Raw genomic sequence first — 17,834 nt, forward strand, 5'->3', positions numbered from 1 at the left:
AGCCGCGTAAAGGGCGTGCTGCGGGATCAACTGAGGTGTCTTATGAATGCAAGTAATCGACGTGTGAGTGGGGCGTTGCTGTTGGGCGCCGCAGCGATACTGCTGCTGCCCTGGTATAGCCTTGAAGCGGGTTTTTTTGAGGGCGGCTGGCTGTTTTCCCTGTGGGGCGAAGCGGCGGAGCGGCCCGCCATCGGGCAACTGTATGACCATCCCTGGCTCGGCATCGCTTTGGCGCTGCTGCTGCTGTGTGGCGCCAGCGCGTTTTTGCCTCATCGGCTGCGCAGCAGCGCGCTGCTGATATGCAGCGCGTTAGGCGTGATCTTTCTGGTGGTGGAGGGCCATGCGATTGGCTACAGCGGCTGGAGTTGGCTGTGGTTGGAACAGCGATTTGGCGCCTTAACACAAGGCCAGCCCGGGATGGGCGCAGGCGCACTGCTGCTGCTGACCACCTTTTTACTGCTGTTCTCGTTCGCCCTGGTCGAACGCGGCGTGCTCAAGGGCGATGCGTTTGTGGTGTCCTCGCTGGTGCTGCTCACCGCGCTGGTGACGCTGTTTGTGCTCTATCCCGTGCTCAGTCTATTCACGGTCTCGGTGCAGGGTATCGACGGCAGCTTTCAGCCCGACGGGCTGATACGCAACATTCAGGATCCCGCTATCTGGAGCCTGTCGTGCCTGAAAGGGGGCTCATGCGGCACCGCCTGGCGCACGCTGGGACTGGCGCTGATGACGGCGAGCGGCTCGACGCTGCTGGGCTTGGCCTTTGCCCTTGCCGCCACGCGCACGCCGCTGCCCTTTAAGAAAGCGCTGCGGATGCTGACGATCCTCCCCATCATTACGCCACCGTTTGTGATTGGACTGGCGCTGATCCTGCTGTTTGGGCGCTCCGGTGTGGTGACCGAGCACGTCGCGGCGCTCTTCGGCGTTGAACCCGGCCGCTGGCTCTATGGTTTAACCGGCATCTGGATAGCGCAGGTGCTGTCGTTTACCCCGATTGCCTTTCTGGTGCTGATAGGCGTGGTAGAAGGGGTGAGTCCGTCGCTGGAGGAAGCCTCGCAAACCCTGCGTGCCAGCCGCTGGCGCACCTTCAGCCGCGTTTCGCTGCCGCTCATGGCGCCCGGATTGGCGAATGCGTTTCTGATTAGTTTTATCGAGAGCATGGCGGACTTCGGTAACCCCATGGTGCTGGGCGGCAGTCACGGCGTGCTCTCAACTGAAATCTTCTTCTCCGTGGTGGGTGCGCAAAACGACCCCAGCCGCGCCGCCGTACTGGCGATGATCCTGCTGAGTTTTACCCTGGCGGCCTTCGTTTTACAGCGCTGGTGGCTGGGCGGCAAAAACTTTGCCACCGTCACTGGCAAAGGCGATGGTGGTCGCCACGTGCAGCTGCCGCGTTTACTGCGCTATGGTGTCTATGGCGTGGTGATACCGTGGGGCCTGTTCACGCTGGCGATCTACGGCATGATTGTGTTCGGCGGGTTTGTGCAGTCATGGGGGTTAAACAATAGCCTCACGTTCGATCACTACATCCGCGCGTTCGGCATCACGTTCAATGAGGGGCACATTGCCTGGCGCGGCGTGGCGTGGAATTCCTTCTGGACCACGCTGGAGATTGCCCTGATTGCCGCCCCGCTGACGGCGCTGGTTGGGCTGCTCACCGCCTGGCTGCTGGTGCGGCAAAAGTTTGCCGGACGCCAGACGTTTGAATTTTTACTGATGCTGAGCTTTGCCATACCCGGCACCGTCATCGGCGTGAGTTATGTGATGGCGTACAACCTGCCACCGCTGGAGATCACCGGTACGGCGCTGATTTTAGTGGCCTGCTTTGTGTTTCGTAACATGCCCGTGGGCGTGCGCGGTGGCATTGCGGCCATGAGTCAGCTCGATAAAAGTCTGGATGAAGCGTCACTGACGCTGGGGGCAAACAGCTTCCGCACGCTGCGTAAAGTGGTGCTTCCTCTGCTGAAACCGGCGATCAGTGCCGCGTTGGTGTATGCGTTTGTCCGGGCCATTACCTCGATTAGTGCGGTGATTTTCCTCGTCAGTGCGCAGTACAACATGGCGACCTCTTACATTGTTGGCTTGGTGGAAAATGGTGAATACGGCGTCGCGATTGCCTATTCAACCGTGCTGATTGTCGTGATGCTGCTGATCATTGGCATATTCCAGTGGCTGGTCGGGGAACGCAAATTGCGCCGCGCGGCGCGTCCGATTGCCGTGGCGGCTGCCCCAGCCGCCACGGCGCTTACGCAGGAGAGAGCGATATGACCCAAATTCAAGCCGGTTCGGTGGTGTTTGAACACGTGACCAAGCGCTTTGCCGATTTCAACGCGCTGCCTGATTTATCCCTGACCGTGGAGCCGGGTACGCTGGTCACGCTGCTCGGCCCTTCCGGCTGCGGCAAAACCACCACGCTACGGCTGCTGGCAGGGCTGGAGCATCCGACCTCCGGGCGTATTTTGATTGGTGGAAAAGAGGTTACGCATTTGCCGGCAAACGAGCGCGATGTGGCGATGGTGTTTCAGTCCTACGCGCTGTTTCCGCATATGAGCGCGCTGGACAATGTGCTGTATGGCCTGCACGCCTCGGGCATTCCTAAGGGCGAAGCGCGCGATCGGGCGCGCGAGGGGTTGCAGCTGGTTGGGCTGGAGAGCCAGGGCAATCGGCTGCCGTCGGAGCTGTCCGGCGGCCAGCAGCAGCGCATCGCCGTTGCGCGCGCCTTGGTGCTGGAGCCACAGGTACTGCTGCTGGACGAGCCGCTCTCGAACCTGGACGAACGTTTACGTCGTCGGGTGCGCACCGATATTCGCGACTTACAGCAGCGGCTCGGCTTCACAGCGGTCTACGTCACCCACGATCAGGAAGAGGCGCTGGCGGTCTCCGATAAGATTATTGTCATGAAAGAGGGGGATATTGCTCAGCAGGGCGCACCAGAGAGTTTGTACCACGCGCCAAACTCGGTGTTTATTGCTGACTTTATGGGGGAAGCCAATATCCTGCCGTGCGAAGTGGAGCAGCTTGAGGGCAGCGAAGCATGGGTTCGCGTCGGCAGCCAGCGCTATCGCCTGCGCAGCAATGGCGCGGCCTGTGGTGACGCGCAGCTTTCCGTGCGCCCGCAATTTATCACGCTGCGCGGTGAGGGCCCCGGTGCCTTGCAGGGTGAAGTGACGCACAGCACCTGGCTTGGCGACCACATCGAGTATGAAGTGGCTACCGAACTGGGGGCGCTGTTTATCGTTGATGCGCAGATGGAGCAGCGGCTGCCGCTGGCTTCACGGGTCGCCGTGGATTTTAAACCTCAGGGATTAGCCCTGATAGCCGGATAACCTAAGGACAGAGAATGAGCAACCCGCACTATACCGCACTCAGCGCCCGTCTGGCGCTGGCAGAACAGGTGGCGCGCGCCGGCGGAGACAAGGCGCTAGCGTGGTTTAATCAGCGCGATACGCTGCAGGTGGAAACCAAATATGATTTACAGGATGTCGTGTCGCGGGCCGATCGCGAGGTCGAGCAGTTTATTAGTCAAGAAATACGCGCGCACTTCCCCGAGGACGGTTTTCTCGGCGAGGAGTTTGGCCTGGAGGCAGGAGAGTCGGGCTACACGTGGGTAGTGGATCCCATTGATGGCACCAGTCCGTTTCTGAATGGGATGCCGAACTGGTGCGTTTCGGTGGCCGTGCTGCATGACGGGATACCGGTGATCGGCGTGATTTTTGCACCCACCTATCAAGAGTGCTACGTCGCGGCGCTTGGCGAGGGCGCGACGCTGAATGGACAACGTTTGCAGGTCGATCCCAGCCGCACGCTGCAAAATCACGTCACCGGCTTTGGTGCGAATAGCCATGTCAGCCCGGAGGAGGTCGGGCAGATTCTGGCATCGCTGCTGACGGCGGGCGGCAACTTTATTCGTATTGGCTCCGGCGCGCTGATGCTGGCGTGGGTGGCTGCCGGTCGCGTGGTGGGCTACTACGAACCCTATATGCACGCCTGGGATTGTCTGGCCGGTTACTGCCTGGTCAAAGAGGCGGGTGGCTGGTATCACCCCTTTAATACCGAAGGGGATCGGCTGTTAAAAGGGGCGCAGGTGCTGGCTGTCGCTCCCGGTGCTGAGGCAGATTTACGCCGCATCGCCGGTCTTTAGCGCGGCGTTAGATGAGGATTGCAAACCGGCGGTGCGGATGGTGTTATAGCGGTTTGCACCTTACCGAGTAAAAGCCCGTGTCGCTTGTTTCCACCGACTGGTTCTGCCGTGATGGCATTGAGTATTCGCGCGTCAGCGCCAGCGCTAGCCGTTTTCCTCGGCATTGGCATGACGAATACGTGATTTGCGCCAACCTGAGCGGACGCGAAGCCATTTGGTTGGATGGGCGCGAGATGGAGGCGTTTGCCGGGCAGGTGACGGTGTATAACCCGGGATCCATACAGGCCTCCTGTTTCAGCACGCCGCCGGTGCAGTTTATCAGTGTGCACCTGCCGCAGGCGCTGCTGCGCGACGCCGTGACGCAGTTAGGGTTGCAAAGTCGCGACGAGGCACCCAGCTTGCGTGAAGGGGTGATCGCCGACGCATCCCTGTTCCGCGCGCTGTGTGGGGTTGACGCCGCGGCGCGGGCGCGCAATGAGGCAGAGCTGGAGCAGCAGCTACTGTGGCTGTGTGGAGAGCTGCTGGACGATACGCATCACGCCCACGCGGATGATGCGCAGAGAATAGACACGGTTCAACACTACCTGTGCGCACACCTTAGCGAAAAACCCCCGCTCGAAACGCTGGCGCAGGTGGCCGGACTCAGTAAATACCATTTGGTGCGCCGTTTTACGCAGCTAACCGGCATGCCACCGCTGCAATACCATATGCAGCTGCGCCTGCAAAGGGCACGAACGCTGCTGCGCCAAGGCGTACATCCTCTTGATGCAGCGCTGCAGCTGGGCTTTTACGATCAAAGTCATTTTATCAACGCCTTCCGCAAAGTCATGGGCATCACGCCCCATCACTATGTGCAACAGCTTGGGCTAACGCAGGATAAATTCCCGATAGCCTGACGCGATAACCCAAACCGCAAAGTAGCTGAAAATCAGCGCAGACGCCCAGTAAGAGACTCGCAGCAAGCGTGCGCCTAAGAGTCGTCCTCCCAGGCTGCCCATCAAGCACAGTACGCCGCTCCAGAGCACGCCAGCGATAAAAAAACCGCTGAGAAACAGGCTGGTGGAGTGGGTGCTGCCGTGTCCCATGCGCGCAATCAGCGCGCCGCCAACGCTGGCAAACCACAGAATGGCGCTGGGTGAGGACAAGGCGAGCATCACGCCGCGGCTGCACTCGCGCACCAGCGATCGAGGTGGATGGGCCTGCGCGGTGTCCAGCGGGGCGGGCTGACGCAGCGCCGCCAGCACCATTTTGCCGGCAAACCACAGCAGCACCGCGCCGCCGCCGATCCACAACACCCATCGCACGGCGGTGAATTGCATCACCACGGCCATACCCGCCAGCGCCAGCAGCGCATAAATAAGGTCACCGATACAGGTGCCGATGCCCAGTGAGAACCCCTGTAAATAGCCGCGCTGCATTGCCAGCGTGATCATGGCGATATTCGCCAGCCCGATATCCAGACAGAGCGAAAGGCTAAGTAAAAAACCTTGGGTGAACGGCAACGTCATGCAGTGGCTTCCTGTATTCGCTAAAACAACCAGTAAACACCATCGCGTATCAGGTTGATTGGAAAGAATTGCGCTCGGTGAAGGTGCGTGCGGTGGATGCAGAAAGGCGTTGTCTCTGGCCTGATGCGCTGCGTATTATCGTGAGATGATGAACAGTGCGTGAGAAAGTAGCATGGAATGGGAATCAGAGCGTTTAGTGTATCGCTATTTGCGCCCGCAGGATCTCGGCGATTTCTTTCGAATTTACGGCGATGCGGAAACGCACCGGTTTAATCCGCACGGTCCTTATCCCGATCTGGACTACGCACAGGCATCACTCTCACGCCGGCTAAACGCCTACGTAGAACAGGGCTTTGGCGACTGGGCGGTGGCGGAAAAGGCCCAGCCTGAGCGGATTATTGGCTTTGGCGGCATTGCCGTGAGCCAGTTTGATGGACGCCAGACCATTAATCTAGGCTATCGCTTCGCCCCTGATGCGTGGGGCAAAGGCTATGCCACAGAACTTTCACGCCGCGCGGTGCGTTTTGGTTTTGAGGAGGTTGGCGTCGCCGAGATCGTCGGCGTGGTGCGTGAGAATCACCTCGCATCACGCCGCGTGCTGGAAAAAGCCGGTTTGCGCTTTCTCAAAAAAGTGTGCGATCTGGAAGGGCTCACGCCCAGTTTGATGTACAACCTTTATCGGCAAGACTGGATACCTTCGCGGTAAACCCCGTGTGGCAGTGACATTGTCACTGCTATCCCTGGCAATGTGGCGTATTCGCCGCGATAGGGTCATCCTGGACCTTCACTGGCGGCGGCCAGCAGCGGCACCATCACATCGCTGACGGGTGTAGGAATGCCGTACTGGCGGCCGTAGCGCTGAATCACACCGTTGCGAATGTCCCACTCCAGTGGGCGATTCGCTTGACGATCGGCAAGAATCGACGTGCTCAAATCCGCCGGGGCGCGATGAAAGCCGTCCAAAATGTCATGAATGACGCTATCGTCGAGCGTGGCGCCCGCCGCGCGCGCGACCGCGAGGCACTCGTTCAGATAGACTAGCGTCAGGGCACTGATATCGCTGCGCGCGAACACCCCAGCTCGCCGATTGGCCAGCACCATCACGCCTGCGGCGGCATTTTGCAGCAGCTTGCGCCAGGCAACAGAAACAAAGTCATCTGCCAGCGCCACCTCACAGCCAGTGTCGCGCAGTAGCTCGACAATGCGTTGCGCACCCGGAACGTTGGGCAACGTCAGGCGCGGGCTGGCGCGCAGCCATACCGACGCATCGGCTTCACGCTGTGCCGGAAACCACACCACTGAGGGCAGCACTTCGGCACCGTTAACCCACGGCGTCAGCGCCGCGTGTTGCTCAACGCCGTTCTGCAGCGCACACACCAGGGTGTGGGCTGCGCATAGCCTGGCAAGCCAGGGCGCACTCTCTACCACCTGTGTGGCTTTTACCGCCAGCAACACCACATCGACCGGACCCGCGACCGCATCGGGATCGGTATTCACCGGGCCGGGCACCGTGATCGCGTTATTTTCATCGCGCAGGCGCAACTGCGGATAAGCGGTTCGTCCGCACAGCATGGGCGTGCGATGGACGGCGTGAAGCAGCGCGGCGAGCGTGGTGCCAATGGCACCCGGCCCCACCAGCGCAACGGTTGGGCGATCGGACATGGACGTGTCTCCTGCTTCCAGTGGGCGGATTGTCAGTTTTCTCCTGAACGGCAAACCGCGTGAACACGTTTTAAGGTATAACGCCTGGCCCTCTACCGCCAATGGCATTGCCACTTTTTCTCACGGTCCGCCTGGACAAATGGCGAAAGGGCATCAATACTTCTCCGGCACGCTTTCATTCCCCCATACTACAGCCTGACTAAAGCCTTCCTGGTGCGCATCGCCGCGTTGCTACATCCTTGTTTATTAATTGGTTTCTGTAATTATCACTAAATTAATTATTGGAACTGAAATTATATCTTGCCCTGCCGATAACCCTTAACCCGCGACTCAACGCGTGGATGATAATCAACCAGGGATATTCACTCTTATGAAAACACTACGTGCTGTTTTGGAAAATATCAGCGTCGGCAAAAAGCTCATGTTGGGGTTTGGCCTGTTACTGCTGCTGAGCATTGCGGTTGCGGCCTGTGGCATTAAGAATTTGCAGGATATCGCGGTGCGTGCCGACAAACTCAGTGAGTTAAAAAGTATTAACGATCAGTTCGCGCTGGCCAAAGATGCACGGCAGCAATACCTAAAAACCCATGATGAAAAATTCATCGCTGACAACGAAGCACAGCTGAAATTCACCGACAACAGCATCACGAAGTTGAAAAGCTGGTCATGGGATGACGCGCAAACGGCGATGATTGATTCGCTGCCCGGTGCAATGAGCCAATACCGTGAGCAGCGCACGGAGACCGTAAACGAAGCCCGTAAGCGTCAAACCATTCTTGAGAATTTGAAATTCGCCGATGAGAGCAGCACGCTTTATAGCATGGCGAAAAGCTACAGCGGCGTGCAGGATGACAGCGCTGCGGCGCTGCAAGAGATCGGTAAATACCTCACCGGCGTCGGCGTGCGCGTCAAACTGCTTTCACTGGAAAACAGCGATGCCAATCGCCAGTCATTGATGAGTTTTCTGAACGACACCATTCAACTGATCGAAAAAGCCCGCCCGCGCTTGCGTGCGGAAGACAGCAGCGCGCTGGAGAAGCTCACCACGCTGCTGGGCTCACGACGCGACAGCGTAGAGGCCTATGAAGCTTCCTCGCAGGCAGAAGCGCAAGCTACGCGCCAGCTGGCGCAGGCCGGTGCGCACCTGACCACCACCAGCAACGCCCTTTTTTCCCAGCAATTAGCCTCCACCCACGGTGATATTGGTCGGGCGATTTTCTGGATGGCCGTGCTGCTCGCCACCGCCGTGGTCGCCAGCGTGGTGATCGCCATCATCATTACCCGTCAGATCACGCGCCCGTTGGCCGCGACGCTCGACGTGGCGCGTCGCATTGCGCAGGGGGATTTGAGCGCGCAGCTGGAGACCTCACGTAAAGATGAATTGGGTGCGCTGATGCAGGCCGTGGGCAGCATGAGCCAGGATCTGCGCGGCATCATCGCTGATATTCGCCGCGGCGTGACGCAGTTTAGCCATGCGTCCTCAGAGATTGCGGCAGGCAACAACGATCTGTCCGCGCGCACAGAAGAGCAGGCAGCGGCGCTGGAGCAAACGGCGGCCAGTATGGAACAGTTAACGGCCACCGTAAAACAAAACGTTGAAAATATTCATCACTCTAGCGAGCTGGCGCGACTGACCTCAGAAACCGCGAATAAAGGCGGCGAGCTGGTGAAAAACGTGGTGGAGACCATGAATCAGATCAGCGCCAGCTCAGGAAAAATTGCCGAAATCACCACGGTGATCAACAGCATTGCTTTCCAGACCAATATCTTAGCGCTGAACGCAGCGGTAGAAGCCGCGCGCGCCGGTGAGCAGGGACGCGGATTCGCTGTGGTCGCCAGTGAAGTCCGTAACCTTGCGCAGCGCAGCGCGCAGGCGGCGAAAGAGATTGAAATGCTGATTGCGGAATCGGTAGGCCGCATTAGCAGTGGATCGCAGCTGGTGGATCAGGCGGGCAAAACCATGGAGGAAATTGTTAACTCAGTGGGCAACGTGACCAGCATCTTGGACGAAATTGCCCAGGCCTCTGACGAGCAGAATCGCGGCATTTCACAAGTGGGCGTTGCCATCGTGCAGATGGATAGCGTGACGCAGCAAAATGCGGCGCTGGTTCAGGAATCGTCTGCCGCGGCCAGCGCGCTGCGCGATCAGGCCTCGACGCTTGAGGACTCGGTGGCGCGCTTCGTGGTGGCCTGAGTCAGATCCAGCGTTTCAGTGCCACGTGACAGCGATCCGCCGCCGGGCAGCTCGCTGTCACCGCTTCCGCCGCGCGAGCGATCGTTATGCCAGCGCGGCAGGGAAATAACACGGATAGTGCGTCGTAATCACTCGGCGCCTTCCGCTATTAGCGCTTCGCCATTACCGCTTCGCTATTACCGCTTCGCTATCACTGCCGTATTTTTATTTCAAAAATGTCCACTATTAAGGCTGGACTAATCTTTCTTCGCGATACTGCGCAACATAGACCCATTAAGGCAAAAAATAATAACGCCCGGCGGCACGCTTTTTCGCCGCATCGGCAGGCGTTATTGGCAGCTGTGAATAATTGTGCACAACACCACGGGAATGCTTTTGCAACAGGTTTCATTTCGCGATATGTCATGAGTTGGTCGCGGTGAAAGGGCAAGTAATAATAAGAAAGCGCGAACGTCTCCACGCTTAACGAAACGCGGTCAGGCGTGTATGAGGTGAGCAGTGAACCTTCTTAATAAAAATGTGATTTTAACCGGTGCCAGCGGCGGTATTGGCCAGGCGCTGGCGCGACAGCTGGCGGACCAGGGCGCCTGCCTGTGGCTGGTGGGACGTAACCGCAGCGCGCTGCAGGCATTGCGCGCCTCGCTGAGAGAGCCGGGACGTCACACGGTGTTTTGCGTCACAGAGTACAGTGACGATGAGATCATTAATCTGGCCGCCTGCTTTCACGCCGGACAGCGACTGGACGTGTTGATTAACAACGCCGACACCAGCCGCTTTGCGCTGCTTGCACAGCAATCATTCCAGGAGATTCGGTTACAGCTCAGGGTGAACAGCGAGATCCCGTTGCTGCTTACTCGCGCCCTGATTCATCATTTTGCAGCGGGCGGCGTTATCCTCAACGTGGGCTCGGTGCTGGGCGAACTGGGGCATCCCGGCTACAGCGTTTACGGTGCGACAAAAGCCAGCATGCTGGCTTTTTCTGACGCGCTGCGCCGCGAGCTTGCGCCTTCCGGGCTGTCTGTCATCTATGTCGCGCCTCGAAGGCTACGCACCGCGCTGCACGCCGGTGCAGCCGTGGCCATGCCGCACGCGCCAGGTCAGCGCTCCGATGAGCCGCAAGAGGTCGCCGTTCACGTGATGTCTGCGCTACTGCGAAACCGACCGCGCAGTCGGATGGGCCGACTGGAAAGACTCTTTATCCGGCTGAATGCGCTGTTGCCCAGCGTGGTGGACTATCTGCTGCAGAAGAAAATGCCCGCGATTGATCGCATACTCTATTCGCAGGCAAAAGAGAGTGTTCAAGAACGGTAAGCCGTGGCAGAGCGACTCAAGCGAGCCGCCACGTTGCCGACCACTTCGCTATTCATTGCCCCACGTATTCAAGAATTGGGCAATATCATCAATGCGCTGCGGATTAATGCCTGCTTGCTGCGCCATGTCGGCCTGCGCCGCTTCGCTGATCTCTTCGCCGTTCATTAAACGTGTAATCAGTAACTCAAAGTAATGCGCTAAGGCGTCGTGTTCGGTCTCTTGCACAGGCGTCGCTGCCTCTTGCGCGTACTCTTCGGTGATATCGTAAAACTTCATTGGGATGGTGTCTTTCATCTGATACTCCAGCATTAACGATAAAAAGCCAGACGGCTTTCTGCGATGCTTCAAGGATAACATCCCTTCTGCCTGCACGGGCAGCTCTCCTCCTGTTATCCCTGTTGGCTGTCGACAAATTCCTCACGTTGTGCAGCACCCCGCGTATTTATTCATGCAGAGTGTGAAGGCGATCACCGCGTGCGCACGCTGCGGTTTGCCATTACCACTATAGTCGTAACACGTTCCGGTTACGGTAAGTGGCGAATAAATGAAAAACACAACAAAAACAGTGGGCAACGGTTTAGCATGTCGCTTAACCGTGGCATTATCGCTGACTCTTTTTTCACTGGCGGGGAGTGCCATGGCAAACGCAACGCAACATCCTGAAACGGCTCTGGTGGGCACCTGGACCGCCATTCCTGACGCACCGCAGGTGCAAAAGCCCGATCGGGCCAGCGAAGGGCTGTACCGCATGCGGGTGAACGGTGACGGCACCCTGACGCCGCTGGGCGTGGTGAAAATGAAAAGCCCGTCGTGGATTGTTAAATCGCGCGACGGCCGCTTTGCTTACACCACCAACGAAGAGGTGGAGGGGATGGTCACGGCACTGGCTATCGACGCCAACGGCGACGTGACCGTGTTGAATCAGGTATCGAGCCACGGCCAGCAGCCAACGCATGCCACGCTGAGCCCGGACGGCAAATTCCTGTTCGTGGCGAATTACTCCGTCGCCAAAGGCGGGGCGGGTGTGACCGTGCTGCCGGTGGCGGCCGACGGTAAACTGGGGGCGGCAGTACAGCATATTGCCTTTGATGCGGGCAGCGGCGCGGTGAAAGATCGCCAGCAAAGCGGCCATGCGCACGCCACCACCTTTACCCCTGATGGCCATTACCTGTTTGCCGCGGATTTGGGCGACGACAAATTGCACGCCTTCCGCTATCACGCCGATCGCGCGCAGCCGCTGGAAGCGGATAGCGCTCGCGATGTGCGTTTCTCTGCCGGTGCGGGGCCGCGCCATATGGTGTTTTCCCCCGACGGTCAACACGCCTACGTCACCGTAGAGATGGGCGGGGAAGTAGTGGTGTTTGCCGTGAAAGACGGACATCTCACCCAAAAAAGCGCGGTAAAACTCAACGCGGAAAATGCATCGGCGGCCTATAAAAGTGCCAGTGGGATTGTTTTTAGTCCAGACGGGCGTTTTATCGTGACGGCCAACCGGGGCGATGATAACCATGTGGTGGTGTTTGCCGTGCAGCAAGATGGATCGCTGAGCGCGCCAAAACGCTATGCCGCTGGCGGCATTGAGCCGCGCGCCTTCGCCTTCGACGCCAGCGGTCAGCATCTTTACGTGACTAACGTGTTTACCAACAGCATCACCCGCTTTGATTTCGATGCGCAGAGCGGTGCGCTAACGTCTGCGGGTGTCGCGGCAACCGTATCCACGCCTACCGATATAAAATTCTTCAATTAACGCCCTCGTCCCCGGCGTGCTCATCGCCGGGGCTTAGCGAATGGTCAACGCAGACAACGCCGTGAGCAGCGCATCCACTTTAGGCAACAGCTGTTTGCGGCGCGGCCAGATCAGCGTCAGCGGCAGGCCATCCGGTTGCTGCTGCGGCAGAATAATCTCCAGTTCACCCCGCGCCAGCGCGTCCTGCACCAGCCAGGAGGGCATTTGCGCCACGCCCAATCCCGCGCGTACCGCCTGTAACTGTGCGTCCACGTCCCCTAACGACATGCGATGCGCCACGCTGCGCCAGTGCGGATGCCCGTCGCGAGTGGTTAAGAGCCAGGGTTTCGCGCTGCCGTCAGCGCGCTCATACACGATAGCTTTGTGGGTCAACAGCGCCTTCTCACCTGCGGGGCGTCCGGCCGTGTCCAGATAGCCTGGTGCGGCGCAAAACACCATGCGCTCGCGCCCCATGTGACGGCTACCCAGCGAGGCAGGCAGATCGGGGGAACCCCCGATGCGCACCGCGACATCAATGCCTTCGTCAAAGAGATCGATAAAGCGGTCAGAAAAGGTGAGGTTAAGGGCAACGTCCGGATGCTGTTGGCTAAACGGCAGCAACAAGGGCATCACACACAGTCGGCCATAGGTGCTCGGCACTGCAATGCGCAAACGACCAGATGGAATGGTGCGCTGGGCGGCTAACACCGCCTCGGCTTCGGCCAGCTCCTCCATAATGCGTAGGCAGGTTTGGTAATAAGCGCTGCCGGCATCGGTCAGACTCAGACTGCGGGTGGTGCGCTCCAGCAGGCGTGAGCCCAGCCGCGCTTCCAGCCGCGTGACGCTTTTACTCACCGCCGACCCGGTGACATGCAACCGCTTTGCGGCGGCGGCAAAGCTGCCGCTCTCCACGCTGGCCACAAAGGGAACGATATCTTTTAAACGCTGATCGTGCATAGATTCGTGAACTCAGATTATGAATGCCGTGAATAAATGCCAGAGATAAGAATTAAATTCTCTATTACGCTTATCATGACTGAACCAGAGGAGATTTGAAATGCAAAAGCAGGCATTAATTGTGGGTATCAGCGGCGTGATCGGACGCGCGCTGGCAGAGAAATTGCAGCGCGAAGGTTGGCAGGTCACCGGACTGTCGCGCGGTCGCGGCGCGGTGCCTGAAGGATGCCGCAGCCTCACGGCCGATCTGACTGATGCGGACGCGGTGCGCGAGGCGCTCGCGCAGGAAAAACCTGATGCGCTGTTCTTTAGCGTGTGGGCGCGTCAGGAAAATGAAAAAGCCAATATTCGCGTTAACGGCGGCATGGTGCGCAATGTCATTGAAGCTTTAGGCGAGCGCCTGCACGGTGCGCACGTGGCGCTGGTCACCGGCCTGAAACACTACCTCGGTCCGTTCGAAGCCTACGGCAAAGGCGCCGCACCGGTCACGCCGTTCCGCGAAGAGCAGGGTCGTCAGCCGGTCGACAACTTCTATTATGCGCAGGAAGATGAAGTGTTTGCGGGCGCTGAAAAGTATGGCTACCGCTGGAGCGTGCACCGTCCGCACACCATTGTGGGCTACGCGCTCGGCAATGCCATGAACATGGGGCAGACGCTGGCGGTGTATGCCACGCTGTGCCGTGAAAAAGGCTGGCCGTTTATCTTCCCCGGTTCGCCAGAACAGTGGCAGGGTGTGTCTGACGTCACCGATGCCGGACTGCTGGCCGAACAGCTGCACTGGGCTGCCACCGCCGAAGGCGCGGCGAATCAAGATTTCAATGCCGTGAACGGCGACGTGTTCCGCTGGAATTGGCTGTGGCCGCGTCTGGCTGCTTACTTTGGCCTCGACGCTGCCGAGTATCCCGCGCAGATGATGCCGCTGGAAGGCCGTATGCAGGACGCCGCTGAGGCGTGGCGTGAGGTCGCTGCGAAACACCAGCTGCGTGAGGCGGATATCGGTAAGCTGGCGTCCTGGTGGCACACCGATGCCGATCTGGGCCGCCCAATGGAAGCCTTCACCGACATGAGTAAAAGTCGCAAGGCGGGCTTTACCGGCTACCGTTCCACGCTGGATTCCTTCACCGCGCTGTTCGATAAGCTGAAAGCGGAGAAGATCATTCCTCAATGATCTCAACATCGGGCGCCCCGCGCCCGATGTCATTCCTGCCGCACAAAGACAGGGTGTGCGCCCGTTTAACCGTTATTGCTGTCTCGGCAAACGGACCCGTATCCCCGTCTATGCTATAGCCTGACGACCTTACTTGAAGGAGAGATTGGGCTATGCATACCCTTATCGTCACCGCACATCCCAGTGACAACGCCTATACCCAAGCCGTGGTTAACCAGTTAACGGCGGGTCTGACTGCCGCTCCGGGCAATAGCGTGGAAGTCGCCGATCTGGCGCGTGAACACTTTGATCCCCGCTTTACGCCGCAGGATTACGCCTATTTCAGCGGCAGCGGCGCACCCGATCCGGCCATTTTGGCTGAACAGCAGCGCATCGACCGTGCCGATCGGCTGGTGCTGGTTTTCCCTATTTATTGGTGGTCAATGCCCGCGCTACTGAAAGGCTGGATCGATCGCGTCTTCACCGGCGGTTGGGCCTTTGACTACGATTCCACGGGCCTGATAAAGCGCCTGACGCGCCTCGAAGCGATGATCGTCGGCATTGCGGGTGCCCCGCAGGAAACGTATGTGCGTCGGGGCTATCGCGATGCCATACAGACGCAAATTGTGGAAGGCATCTTTGATTATTGCGGCATTCACGCGCTTGATAGCGTGCTGCTGCATCCGTTGGATGCAGAGAGCCAGCAGCAAGGCCTGGCGCAAGCCTTTGCGCTGGGGCAGACGCTCGGTGCTCAGCCCGTTAAGGCATGACGCCTGCTCTGCTTCTAAGACAATGAGAAGCGTGCGTATCGCTGCGCACGCGTATTTACCGCCTTCGAAGGCACAGCTTTCGCTGAGTTAGTAAATCAAAGTTTACAGCGTGCGATAAAGAATCACGGCAAAACGCCCTTGAAAGCGCCCTTTTTAACAGGATGGCGCTGGAAAACGCCTTAAAGAGATGCAATAGTATTAATAGAAAACACGGAAAGTGACGTCAAACCCGCCACCCACAAGCGGGCCTTGCAGGAAGCCAAGGGCATAACCATCACAGCAGGCTCATGGGCCACATTCGGTTCGATGCCACAGTGCATGATCCAGCAATAAAATCCTACATAACCCTAAACGTAAAAATACGACGCTAAAGCGTTGTCGTAATAGAAATACTTTTCCTGATATCGAATTTTGGAGAAAACCCTGGATTTATAGGCTAACAAAATAAGATAACGGGCAATAAGACGCGTAATTTATAAGCGAAATGCACAAAATACATCTACACGATTTTTATTTTCTTGTGGTGCATTACATTGTCATGTGGCTACATCCTTTTAGTCGAATTGAACGTTTTTTTAGAGTGCCGTTTTATCGCTTTCCTAATTAGATTGGCTAAATTAACGTCTCAAGGAGGCCTAAATGAATAAGATCAATATGATTCACGAACATTATGTCTTACGCAGTGGTTTAGACAGTTTAAGAGCACTGATGAATAAAAAGAACCCGCTTGAAAATCTTACCTTGGAACAAATTGCTGATGAGAAAGCCGTTGCGAATAAAGATAAATATTACAGAATCACAGCGCCTGACGATATCCACTATGAAGCCGAATGGGATTTTATAAAATCGATGAAGGCTAAATATGCTGTTCTTGCTGATATCGGTTCATGAACAAGATAAGCTGAACTAAAGGGTTGAAGAACGGGATATGACAAACGATTTATTAAGCTAAATTCACCAGATGAAATATAGCGATGTGTAAGTGCTTAATCTACTACATTGTCATTTAATAACTTAAATTCATCGATTTATTATGTGCCGTGTTTATTGCACTTATTCTATGCTATGCCAGACATACGGCCAGTGAGCAATTAAGGAGATAAAATATGAGCAACCAGAAAAATGTGAATGAGCTTTATGTTCTTCGGAGCGGTTTGAATAGCCTTAGCGTGTTAATGGAGAAGACGATTCCCTTTGAAAATTTGACACCCGAGCAAGATGCTGATGAGCAAGCCGTTGCTGATAAAGATCAGTACTACTCCATCACCGATCCTGATGATATTGATTACGATGCGGAGTGGGCATTTATAAATGCCCTTAAAGCGAAATACTCCGTTCTTCCGGATGTTGAGCATAAAAGGAAAGCAAGGAATAAATGACTAGCTGACTGGATAAAATTAACTTACCTTTCACCTAATAAGTTAATCCCGTCACGTGTATTTCTATAATTTTATTTGTCGTATCTTTTGCTGCCATGCTTTTTGCAAAAGCTCTAGAATATGTAGCGCAGGCATACAGTCACTAATCAAGGAGAAAAATATGAGCAAGTATAAAAATGTAAATGAGCTTTATTTTTTAAGAAGCGGTTTGAATAGCCTTAGCGTGCTGATTGACAAAAAAACAGATTTTGAAAAGCTTTCCATTGAACAACTTGCCGATAAAAAAGCCGTTGCTGAGAAAGAACAGTACTACGCCATAACGGAACCTGATGATATCGACTTTGATGCTGAATGGGTATTTATTGATACCTTGAAAGAGAAATACACCGTTCTCCCGGATATTGAGTTATGAAAAGAAAAGGCTGGAATAAAAGGCTGGCTAGATAAATAAAAGGAATGACTTGGCGACTTATTAAACTACATTCCTAAATGTACCTAGAGAATTTTGATTTTCTGGAATGAATTAAATTAGAGTGTGGTTGGCTTATTTTATTAGGATTTGTCGTGATTTAAGGAGTTATGCTTTTAAAATTATCCTAATCAGATTCGCTAATGTAAATCAATGAGGAAAATTAAATGAAAAAAATTGATATGATTCATGAACACTACGTGTTACGAAGTGGTTTGAATAGCCTGAGTGCACTTATGGGGAAGAAGATTCCCCTTGAAGGTTTGACAGCCGAGCAAGATGCTGATGAGCAAGCCGTTGCGGAAAAAAATACATATTACAGGATGACTGATCCAGAAGATATTGATTATGACGCGGAGTGGGTGTTCATTAATAGATTGGAGACTAAATATTCCGTACTCCCGGATGTCACGTCATGAAATGGAAAGTTTGAACTAAATAGCTGCCTGGGTAAATCAAAGAGATTTACTTGACGAGCTTTTAAGCTAAACATCACCAGATGTACTTGCACGATTTTTAATTTCTTTAATCCAATAAATTATTGTGTGATGACGTACTATGATTTAATTTCTT

Annotated in this window: 18 protein-coding genes; 14 read left to right on the forward strand and 4 right to left on the reverse strand. The window is 56.0% G+C overall.

What is annotated here, in order from left to right:
* Nucleotides 1-42: 42 nt before the first annotated feature.
* From LU196_RS13950 to LU196_RS13965, 4 genes are all read left to right on the forward strand, one after another.
* The gene (locus LU196_RS13950) at nucleotides 43-2,265 is read left to right on the forward strand and encodes an iron ABC transporter permease (RefSeq protein ID WP_232760265.1); all 2,223 of its coding nucleotides are present in this window, start codon (nucleotides 43-45) and stop codon (nucleotides 2,263-2,265) included.
* Nucleotides 2,262-3,323: an ABC transporter ATP-binding protein gene (locus LU196_RS13955; protein ID WP_232760266.1), complete on the forward strand. Its 1,062-nt coding sequence runs from the start codon at nucleotides 2,262-2,264 to the stop codon at nucleotides 3,321-3,323. Before LU196_RS13950 ends, LU196_RS13955 begins: the two co-directional genes overlap by 4 nt.
* A 14-nt stretch (nucleotides 3,324-3,337) precedes the next feature.
* The gene (locus tag LU196_RS13960; protein ID WP_232760268.1) at nucleotides 3,338-4,138 is read left to right on the forward strand and encodes an inositol monophosphatase family protein; all 801 of its coding nucleotides are present in this window, start codon (nucleotides 3,338-3,340) and stop codon (nucleotides 4,136-4,138) included.
* A 77-nt stretch (nucleotides 4,139-4,215) separates the two neighbouring features.
* Nucleotides 4,216-5,034: an AraC family transcriptional regulator gene (locus LU196_RS13965; protein WP_232760269.1), complete on the forward strand. Its 819-nt coding sequence runs from the start codon at nucleotides 4,216-4,218 to the stop codon at nucleotides 5,032-5,034.
* Here LU196_RS13965 and LU196_RS13970 read toward each other — a convergent pair.
* On the reverse strand, nucleotides 5,005-5,646 hold the full coding sequence (locus LU196_RS13970; RefSeq protein ID WP_232760271.1) for a LysE family translocator: 642 nt from the start codon (nucleotides 5,644-5,646) through the stop codon (nucleotides 5,005-5,007). The genes LU196_RS13965 and LU196_RS13970 overlap by 30 nt on opposite strands.
* A 172-nt stretch (nucleotides 5,647-5,818) precedes the next feature.
* On the opposite strand from LU196_RS13970, the gene LU196_RS13975 reads away from it, so the two are divergent.
* Nucleotides 5,819-6,352, forward strand: coding sequence for a GNAT family N-acetyltransferase (locus tag LU196_RS13975; protein WP_232760273.1), 534 nt, complete (start codon nucleotides 5,819-5,821; stop codon nucleotides 6,350-6,352).
* A 65-nt stretch (nucleotides 6,353-6,417) separates the two neighbouring features.
* Here LU196_RS13975 and LU196_RS13980 read toward each other — a convergent pair whose 3' ends face one another.
* Nucleotides 6,418-7,308: an oxidoreductase gene (locus LU196_RS13980; protein WP_232760275.1), complete on the reverse strand. Its 891-nt coding sequence runs from the start codon at nucleotides 7,306-7,308 to the stop codon at nucleotides 6,418-6,420.
* Between the two features lie 370 nt (nucleotides 7,309-7,678).
* Here LU196_RS13980 and LU196_RS13985 point away from each other — a divergent pair, with 370 nt between their 5' ends.
* Entirely contained in the window at nucleotides 7,679-9,502 is a 1,824-nt protein-coding gene (locus LU196_RS13985) for a methyl-accepting chemotaxis protein (RefSeq protein WP_232760276.1), read from the forward strand.
* Nucleotides 9,503-10,000: 498 nt separating this feature from the next.
* A complete protein-coding gene (locus LU196_RS13990) occupies nucleotides 10,001-10,813 on the forward strand; it encodes an SDR family oxidoreductase (protein ID WP_232760278.1) in 813 nt (270 codons plus the stop codon).
* Nucleotides 10,814-10,861: 48 nt separating this feature from the next.
* Here LU196_RS13990 and LU196_RS13995 read toward each other — a convergent pair whose 3' ends face one another.
* Complete coding sequence (locus LU196_RS13995; protein WP_232760280.1) at nucleotides 10,862-11,107, reverse strand: DUF2543 family protein; 246 nt, start codon at nucleotides 11,105-11,107, stop codon at nucleotides 10,862-10,864.
* Between the two features lie 343 nt (nucleotides 11,108-11,450).
* On the opposite strand from LU196_RS13995, the gene LU196_RS14000 reads away from it, so the two are divergent.
* On the forward strand, nucleotides 11,451-12,560 hold the full coding sequence (locus LU196_RS14000) for a lactonase family protein (protein ID WP_232760282.1): 1,110 nt from the start codon (nucleotides 11,451-11,453) through the stop codon (nucleotides 12,558-12,560).
* A gap of 33 nt (nucleotides 12,561-12,593) precedes the next feature.
* On the opposite strand, the gene LU196_RS14005 is transcribed toward LU196_RS14000, so the two are convergent.
* A complete protein-coding gene (locus tag LU196_RS14005; protein ID WP_232760284.1) occupies nucleotides 12,594-13,496 on the reverse strand; it encodes a LysR family transcriptional regulator in 903 nt (300 codons plus the stop codon).
* Nucleotides 13,497-13,596: 100 nt separating this feature from the next.
* On the opposite strand from LU196_RS14005, the gene LU196_RS14010 reads away from it, so the two are divergent.
* From LU196_RS14010 to LU196_RS14035, 6 genes are all read left to right on the forward strand, one after another.
* Nucleotides 13,597-14,664, forward strand: coding sequence for an SDR family oxidoreductase (locus LU196_RS14010; protein WP_232760286.1), 1,068 nt, complete (start codon nucleotides 13,597-13,599; stop codon nucleotides 14,662-14,664).
* Between the two features lie 152 nt (nucleotides 14,665-14,816).
* Nucleotides 14,817-15,413 carry an NAD(P)H-dependent oxidoreductase gene (locus tag LU196_RS14015; protein WP_232760288.1) on the forward strand — a complete coding sequence of 199 codons (597 nt, stop codon included), beginning with the start codon at nucleotides 14,817-14,819 and terminating at the stop codon, nucleotides 15,411-15,413.
* Nucleotides 15,414-16,052: 639 nt separating this feature from the next.
* Nucleotides 16,053-16,304, forward strand: a complete 252-nt coding sequence (locus LU196_RS14020) for a hypothetical protein (protein WP_232760289.1) — start codon at nucleotides 16,053-16,055, stop codon at nucleotides 16,302-16,304.
* 215 nt (nucleotides 16,305-16,519) lie between these two features.
* Nucleotides 16,520-16,792 carry a hypothetical protein gene (locus tag LU196_RS14025; RefSeq protein ID WP_232760291.1) on the forward strand — a complete coding sequence of 91 codons (273 nt, stop codon included), beginning with the start codon at nucleotides 16,520-16,522 and terminating at the stop codon, nucleotides 16,790-16,792.
* A 160-nt stretch (nucleotides 16,793-16,952) separates the two neighbouring features.
* A complete protein-coding gene (locus LU196_RS14030; protein ID WP_232760293.1) occupies nucleotides 16,953-17,204 on the forward strand; it encodes a hypothetical protein in 252 nt (83 codons plus the stop codon).
* A 224-nt stretch (nucleotides 17,205-17,428) separates the two neighbouring features.
* Nucleotides 17,429-17,680 carry a hypothetical protein gene (locus LU196_RS14035; RefSeq protein ID WP_232760294.1) on the forward strand — a complete coding sequence of 84 codons (252 nt, stop codon included), beginning with the start codon at nucleotides 17,429-17,431 and terminating at the stop codon, nucleotides 17,678-17,680.
* Nucleotides 17,681-17,834: the final 154 nt, after the last annotated feature.

Source organism: Pantoea sp. Mb-10, assembly GCF_021272205.1.
Lineage (GTDB): Bacteria > Pseudomonadota > Gammaproteobacteria > Enterobacterales > Enterobacteriaceae > Pantoea.

Bases quoted from the DNA above. Each gene is read 5' to 3' on its own strand.
- LU196_RS14000 (WP_232760282.1), top strand. From the start codon at position 11,451: ATGGCAAACGCAACGCAACATCCTGAAACGGCTCTGGTGGGCACCTGG.
- LU196_RS14025 (WP_232760291.1), top strand. From the start codon at position 16,520: ATGAGCAACCAGAAAAATGTGAATGAGCTTTATGTTCTTCGGAGCGGT.
- LU196_RS13970 (WP_232760271.1), bottom strand. From the start codon at position 5,646: ATGACGTTGCCGTTCACCCAAGGTTTTTTACTTAGCCTTTCGCTCTGT.
- LU196_RS13985 (WP_232760276.1), top strand. From the start codon at position 7,679: ATGAAAACACTACGTGCTGTTTTGGAAAATATCAGCGTCGGCAAAAAG.
- LU196_RS14005 (WP_232760284.1), bottom strand. From the start codon at position 13,496: ATGCACGATCAGCGTTTAAAAGATATCGTTCCCTTTGTGGCCAGCGTG.
- LU196_RS13980 (WP_232760275.1), bottom strand. From the start codon at position 7,308: ATGTCCGATCGCCCAACCGTTGCGCTGGTGGGGCCGGGTGCCATTGGC.
- LU196_RS13955 (WP_232760266.1), top strand. From the start codon at position 2,262: ATGACCCAAATTCAAGCCGGTTCGGTGGTGTTTGAACACGTGACCAAG.
- LU196_RS14035 (WP_232760294.1), top strand. From the start codon at position 17,429: ATGAAAAAAATTGATATGATTCATGAACACTACGTGTTACGAAGTGGT.
- LU196_RS13975 (WP_232760273.1), top strand. From the start codon at position 5,819: ATGGAATGGGAATCAGAGCGTTTAGTGTATCGCTATTTGCGCCCGCAG.
- LU196_RS14020 (WP_232760289.1), top strand. From the start codon at position 16,053: ATGAATAAGATCAATATGATTCACGAACATTATGTCTTACGCAGTGGT.
- LU196_RS13960 (WP_232760268.1), top strand. From the start codon at position 3,338: ATGAGCAACCCGCACTATACCGCACTCAGCGCCCGTCTGGCGCTGGCA.
- LU196_RS14030 (WP_232760293.1), top strand. From the start codon at position 16,953: ATGAGCAAGTATAAAAATGTAAATGAGCTTTATTTTTTAAGAAGCGGT.
- LU196_RS13950 (WP_232760265.1), top strand. From the start codon at position 43: ATGAATGCAAGTAATCGACGTGTGAGTGGGGCGTTGCTGTTGGGCGCC.
- LU196_RS14015 (WP_232760288.1), top strand. From the start codon at position 14,817: ATGCATACCCTTATCGTCACCGCACATCCCAGTGACAACGCCTATACC.
- LU196_RS14010 (WP_232760286.1), top strand. From the start codon at position 13,597: ATGCAAAAGCAGGCATTAATTGTGGGTATCAGCGGCGTGATCGGACGC.
- LU196_RS13995 (WP_232760280.1), bottom strand. From the start codon at position 11,107: ATGAAAGACACCATCCCAATGAAGTTTTACGATATCACCGAAGAGTAC.